The 311-nt window shown below is 63.7% G+C and carries 1 protein-coding gene; it reads right to left on the bottom strand.

The genetic code is table 11. The features are described from left to right. The coding region (locus QWI16_RS07445; protein ID WP_302712170.1) for a transporter substrate-binding domain-containing protein at positions 1–311 on the bottom strand (311 nt) is incomplete at both ends.

A 311-nucleotide genomic window follows, 5' to 3' on the forward strand; every position in this document is an offset into this window, starting at 1 on the left:
AGCGACAACTCGTTGCTCACTGCATGGCGATAGCGGTGGGCTTGCAGTTTCTGCAGGACCAGCAGCTGGCTGCGGCTGTCTTCGCGGCTCAGCCGGCCTTGGTCCAGCAGGGGTTGCAAGGTTGGATAGGTGTACCCCAGCACTGTACCGATGGCCTGGGGCGGCAGTTGCTCTGCTGCGACCGGGTTGCTGTCGCCAAGGCGCCCCACCAGCACGTCGCGCTGGTGGAACAGCGGGATGCTCCAGACAAAGTCCCCCGGGCGGTCATTGAACCACTGCGTGCTGACGTAGCAGCGCACATCAATGTCACC

This window comes from Gilvimarinus algae (assembly GCF_030518215.1).
Lineage (GTDB): Bacteria > Pseudomonadota > Gammaproteobacteria > Pseudomonadales > Cellvibrionaceae > Gilvimarinus > Gilvimarinus algae.